Source organism: Candidatus Hydrogenedentota bacterium, assembly GCA_012523015.1.
In the GTDB taxonomy this organism is placed as follows: Bacteria; Hydrogenedentota; Hydrogenedentia; order Hydrogenedentales; family CAITNO01; genus JAAYBJ01.
Genome location: JAAYJI010000306.1, coordinates 1 through 5,222, shown reverse-complemented (window position 1 = coordinate 5,222; position 5,222 = coordinate 1). Strand labels below are relative to the sequence as shown.

Here is a 5,222-nt window from a genome sequence, read left to right as displayed (position 1 = left end):
CGACAGTTCCTGTCCATGTCCTTCACTGTGTTTTCCTGTGTTGATCTTAATCAAGAACGATCTGTTTTGTAGTTTTTGTTTATTGTTTATTGATTAGTGATTCGAAAAAAAACAACCCTTAAAGGAAAATAAATCATGTTGAAGAAAACCTCTATGTTGACCATTTTGCTGTTCCTGACGGCTGCCGCCGCCATCACCTTTGTCGCCAACCCGAGCTTCGCCGATACGGATGCGGATGCATGTAAATGCGCCGATTCAGGCTCTTGTACCTGCGCCGCCGATGCTTGTGCTTGCGCTGATGCCTGCACTTGCGGTTCCGATTGCGGCAAAGCTGCTTGTGCCGCTTCCTGTGAGTGCCCTGCCGGTGCTTGTGCGTGCAAAGCAAATGCTGATGCCTCGTGCTGTGCTGCCAAAGCCGACAAAAAGAACTGCTGCAGCTCCGAAGCCGCTTCTTGCGCCAAAAAAGCCGTGAAAACTGCGTGCTGCGCCGGTTAATAAAAACCGCATAGCCTAAAGAATAGCTTGTACTTGTTGAGGGCGAGTCCCGGATTGGGATTCGCCCTCCTTTTTTATGAAAAACCGCGCCAAATCCCAAGGAGTTACAGCGGCGGTTGTCCTGTGTAGGCCGCCTTAAAAGAGTATTTTTTCCTTTCGTGAGCCTAACAAATAATCTGTGTTATACTCATCATGAATGAGTACGACGCTGTCTCAATCCCCACAGACACAGCGTTACTATCTGAAAGGTGATTCCGTGAATACTAAAATAGCCATTGGTGTAGTCGCAGCTGTGCTTTTACTTGTGCTGATGCTGCCTTTTGTTTTAAATAGCTTGCGTGCTCCTGCGCCGGAGCCTGAACCTGCCGTTGTTGCTCCTGCGCCGCCTCCTCCGCCACCGCCTCCGGAAGCCGCCGCTGAAACACGCGAGATTCCTGATTTCCCGGTTCTCTATTCGCCGCCGCCGCGAACACCCGCTCAATATGAAACCCGTCAATCCCAAAGCTCGGGACCTGCCTTAACCGCTGAAACGCTCGTAGGCACAGCATGGGAAGCGCCCAGTCCCTACGGACCGGTCACTATAGAGCTGGGACCAAATGGACAAGCTGTGGCACACCATTCCATGGTTGGTTCTGTTACCGGCAACTGGAGTGTGCACGGTAGTAAAGTACGCGCCTCTGTCTCTTTCATGGGGCAATCCATGAGTATGGATGCCGATATTAAGGGCAATAATCTCCAAGTACAGGGGAGATCCTTGCGCAAACTCCGCTAGCGCTAAGCGCCCTCAACGGAATTAACGCTTTCAAAACTGAACCCGAGCTATCCCTTTCCCGAGCGTTTCGATGTCTGTGCAAAGCGTGGAAATTTCCGCGGCAGCAATTCTGTTTCACTTTGTACAGGGACTAGTGTATCCTTCTAATGCTGAAGCCATGCCACGCCATCGGGAGCACCAATTATGAATAAACGTTTTCAAGATAAAGTAGTCTTCATAACCGGCGCTTCCTCAGGCATAGGCGCGGCCACAGCGCGACGCTTTGCCGAGGAAGGGGCTCGAGTAACTTTGGTCGCGCGTCGAGCCGAAAAATTGGCAGCAGTCGAAAAAGAGATCGCCGAGGCAGGCGGAAGCGCCATGACTTGTGTCGCTGACGTAAGCGATCGGGAAACTTTGGACAGGGCTGTGGCACAAACACTTGAAGCATGGGGACGTATCGATATAATCCTTGCCAATGCAGGAACTGCGATCACGGGTACCGTCGACAAACTGGCTATTGAGGATTATAAACGGCAGTTCGAGACCAACCTCTTCGGCGTAATCAACACCGTACAGGCTGGTTTGGAGGCGTTGAAAGCGAGCCGTGGACAATTGGGCATCGTGGGCAGTGTCGCCGGAGTAGCCGCTACCCCCGCCACTTCTGCCTATAATGCCAGCAAATTCGCCGTCCATGGCTTGGCGAAATCCTTGAGCTTTGACTTGCGCCGATTCGGCATTTCCGTGACATTAATCGTGCCGGGCTTCGTGGAAAGTGAAATCCGATTGTTGGACAGACAAGGACAGCTTTCCGGAAAAGAAGATCCGATTCCGCATTGGCTTGTGCTGCCTGCGCCGGCAGCGGCGAAAGATATTGCAGATGCTATCTATCGCAAAAAACACGAAACCATCATCACCTTTCACGGAAAGCTCTTTGTCTTAATCAACCGTTTTTTCCCCACGCTGCTGCGCTTCTTGCTCGGCAAATCGAAGCGGGGGCGGAACTAGCCCCTTCTGTCCTGGCAAAGGGTAACAGGCCGCGTAAGAAGAGGACGACCGCCCTTAATCCTCATCGTATTCGGTAATCGCCGTTTCATAGAATACAGCGAGCATAACCGTTGTGCGGCTGTTCGTCGTGTAAATCAGATATATTTTCTCATCTTTTCCCTGGATCGCATAAGGATAGGCAAAGGTATTGTCGCCGCCGCCTATGTTTCGGCGATAAGGCCAACTTTTCCCTTGGTCTGTGCTTACTGCAACCGTGAGCGGGGTGCGATCGTTCATATTATCATTGTAGACGAGGAGGAGATGATCATTTTTTAACTTGATCAATTCTACCGCGGAATTGGGATTGGGAAACTCCGTGCGTACCGCATCGCTCCAAGTAAATCCGCCATCCTTGGACTCTGAACGCAGCATCCAGCCATCCTCGGTGGGTTCGAAATCACCGCCGCGGCGCAGGTAACAGAAAAGATTGTCATCATCCAACTGCACCACCTGCGCCTGAAGATTGCCTTCCGGCGCATAGATACGATTGGTCTCGGTCCATTCCTTTTTTTGCGGATTGTAACGCAAAAAATAGCTGCAGGTATCGGAAGCGCTTTGCTCTCTGTCCTCACCGGTTTCATGATAAACAGGAAGCAAATAGTCTCCGTTATTAAGCACGATGGGCTGACTGCGCACCATGGATCCTTCCTCCATGAGCAGCACAAAAGAATCGGACCACGTCTTCGCGCCGTCATAGGACAGCTTCGCGTGGACGCGGGCGTTGGACCAAGTATCGCCGTATTGGGTATTGAAGAATAGCCATACCAAACCGTCGGGCGCTTGCCATATGACGGGATTGCCCACACCATGGAAGGGAATAGCCGCGATGATTTCGGGGGTCGTCCACCAATCCGCTCCTTTTACCAGGCGCGACCCGTAAACGGCGGTATCTTCTGAATATTCGTTTGCGCCGCCATAATACGTAACATAGAGATCTTCATTATCCAATTGGGCAATGGCGGCAGGGTGTTTATAAGGTCCGGGAAACTCTTCGCCAAAAAGACGATAGGTCTCCACATTACTTTGGAATTGGGGCAACACCAGATCCGCCTGTACCGTCCACGCAAAAAGAAACACAAAAGAAGCAATGAGATTTCCGATTTTCATGAATAGCCTTTCTTTGATTACTAACTTAGATAGACGCTGCCGGACCTTGGTTCAATGCGGGATCAGGCAGTTTATTGTTGTATATTTCTACGCCCCGTTCATCACGGAGCAAATGCATCATTTTTGAAATCAAAAGGGGTCGGATCACCAGGGGTTTCGCATTTTCATAGCTCAGTACGGCTTCGGGGCTGTGATCGATTACCTTCAAAACAATATAAGCGGCTGGTCTGTCCACCACATTTCGCTGACCGTCGTCACCGAGCGACACTTGACTATAGGCAGGTAAGAAGACGGGCCCAATAATGCTGGAAATTTCTGCCTCGGAAGCGGCAGCCCAAAAGCCACGGAACTTTTCTGAATTAGGGTTATTCTCAATATTTGACTGAATGAGGTATGAACGGCCCTCTTCTTTGCCCTTTGCTTCATAATCGCGGACAAGATCATCGAAAGAGACGCCCCTGTCTATTTGTTCGCGCAGTGCCGCTGCCTTAGCGGCTGCAGCAGGATCATCGGCTGCAAAGCTTATGGCAATAAAGTTCATCTTCTCCAGCGTGATCAATTCATTTTTCATGAACTCATAATCCCGTTGAATTTCATTTTCATCAATCGTGATGGTGCCTTCTTTGACCGCTTCTGCCGCCAAATATTCGACCGCCATGTCGGCCTGCAAGTTCGCCACCATGCGATCTGTCTCCTCCTCGATACTGTCTTTATTGAATTGGAGCAGCTCCGGCGTCAATCCGAACATAGACATCATGGGCGTGATCTCTCCCGAGGGCGGCACTTCCATGCGCCACATGGTACGCAATTGATCTTCGTGATCGCCGCTGTTCAAAAAGTATTGTTCTCTCGTAAACTCACGGTCAACAGAAATTTTTCCTTCCGAGGCGAGCTGCTTGCCCAAGGGCAATTTAATACGCCTATCTATTTGATCATTTAACACACGGAGCAAATCGCTTTTGTTGCGGATCATGGGGCGATCCCGATCGGGCATTTCCCGAATAATTTTGAACAATTCGCCTCGTGTTATATACCGGTCTCCTATCTTCGCAACACGGATACGGTCTTTGTCCGTAATTTGACCGCATCCCGTGCTAATCACAAGAGTGATGCCCAAAAATAAAAGTATGCCTTGCGCTAGACGTTGACTATAGTGACGCATAATCCGGTACTCCCTCTGTTGCTGTTGCAACATAGCAGCCTTGTAGAGGATTTTGAAAACTATTTTTATAATGAACCTGTACACCAGAAATCATCGCGTTCTGAGATTTTGTTTGTTGTCAAAAATCAAGATTAGACAAGCGTGAAGCGATGACCCACATAATAATGACAGGTATTGAGCTGAAATTCAAGAATAGACGAAAATTTTGATTTGATCCGTGTGAATCCGCTCCGCTATGGAGAATTCTGTAACCACGAAATTTATAGGGGATCTGCACAGGTTCAAACTCGAATCCAATTGTCAAGCCCCCGCTTTTTGATCTGGTTGTTACGGAGGGTTTGTGTGTTTCATGAGCGCGTCTCCCGACAAACTTGCATGGGCGTTTCTGTGCTGAGCGTAGCAACACCTAACATGAGCGACTGCGTACACGAGTACGGCGCAATTCACGGCCCCTACTACTTTTATGAAACCCGAGTATTTGAGAGCTATTTTCCCCTTGCTAAATCTTGGCTATCCATGGCATCGGCGTCATTACCGCCACAAATAAAAGGCGAATTCTTTGAAACTAACAACCCTTCATCATAATGAAATCCTTTGAAGCATTACGAAGATTCTCACTGATCAGAGCCTATTTCATTTTCCGGAGCCCCATAATGTGAATAT

Annotated in this window: 5 protein-coding genes; 3 read left to right on the top strand and 2 right to left on the bottom strand. The window is 49.4% G+C overall.

Annotation, left to right across the window (positions count from 1 at the left end; genetic code table 11):
* Positions 1–135: 135 nt before the first annotated feature.
* The 3 genes from GX117_13385 (at position 136) to GX117_13375 (ending at position 2,251) form a co-directional block, all read left to right on the top strand.
* Positions 136–495, top strand: a complete 360-nt coding sequence (locus GX117_13385; protein NLO34322.1) for a hypothetical protein — start codon at positions 136–138, stop codon at positions 493–495.
* A gap of 256 nt (positions 496–751) precedes the next feature.
* Positions 752–1,267 (top strand): hypothetical protein, encoded by a 516-nt coding sequence (locus GX117_13380; GenBank protein ID NLO34321.1) that lies wholly within the window; start codon positions 752–754, stop codon positions 1,265–1,267.
* Positions 1,268–1,450: 183 nt separating this feature from the next.
* A complete protein-coding gene (locus GX117_13375) occupies positions 1,451–2,251 on the top strand; it encodes an SDR family oxidoreductase (protein NLO34320.1) in 801 nt (266 codons plus the stop codon).
* A gap of 54 nt (positions 2,252–2,305) precedes the next feature.
* Here GX117_13375 and GX117_13370 read toward each other — a convergent pair whose 3' ends face one another.
* Together GX117_13370 and GX117_13365 are read right to left on the bottom strand one after the other, a co-directional pair.
* Positions 2,306–3,397, bottom strand: coding sequence for an exo-alpha-sialidase (locus GX117_13370; protein ID NLO34319.1), 1,092 nt, complete (start codon positions 3,395–3,397; stop codon positions 2,306–2,308).
* A gap of 25 nt (positions 3,398–3,422) precedes the next feature.
* Entirely contained in the window at positions 3,423–4,559 is a 1,137-nt protein-coding gene (locus GX117_13365) for a hypothetical protein (protein ID NLO34318.1), read from the bottom strand.
* Positions 4,560–5,222: the final 663 nt, after the last annotated feature.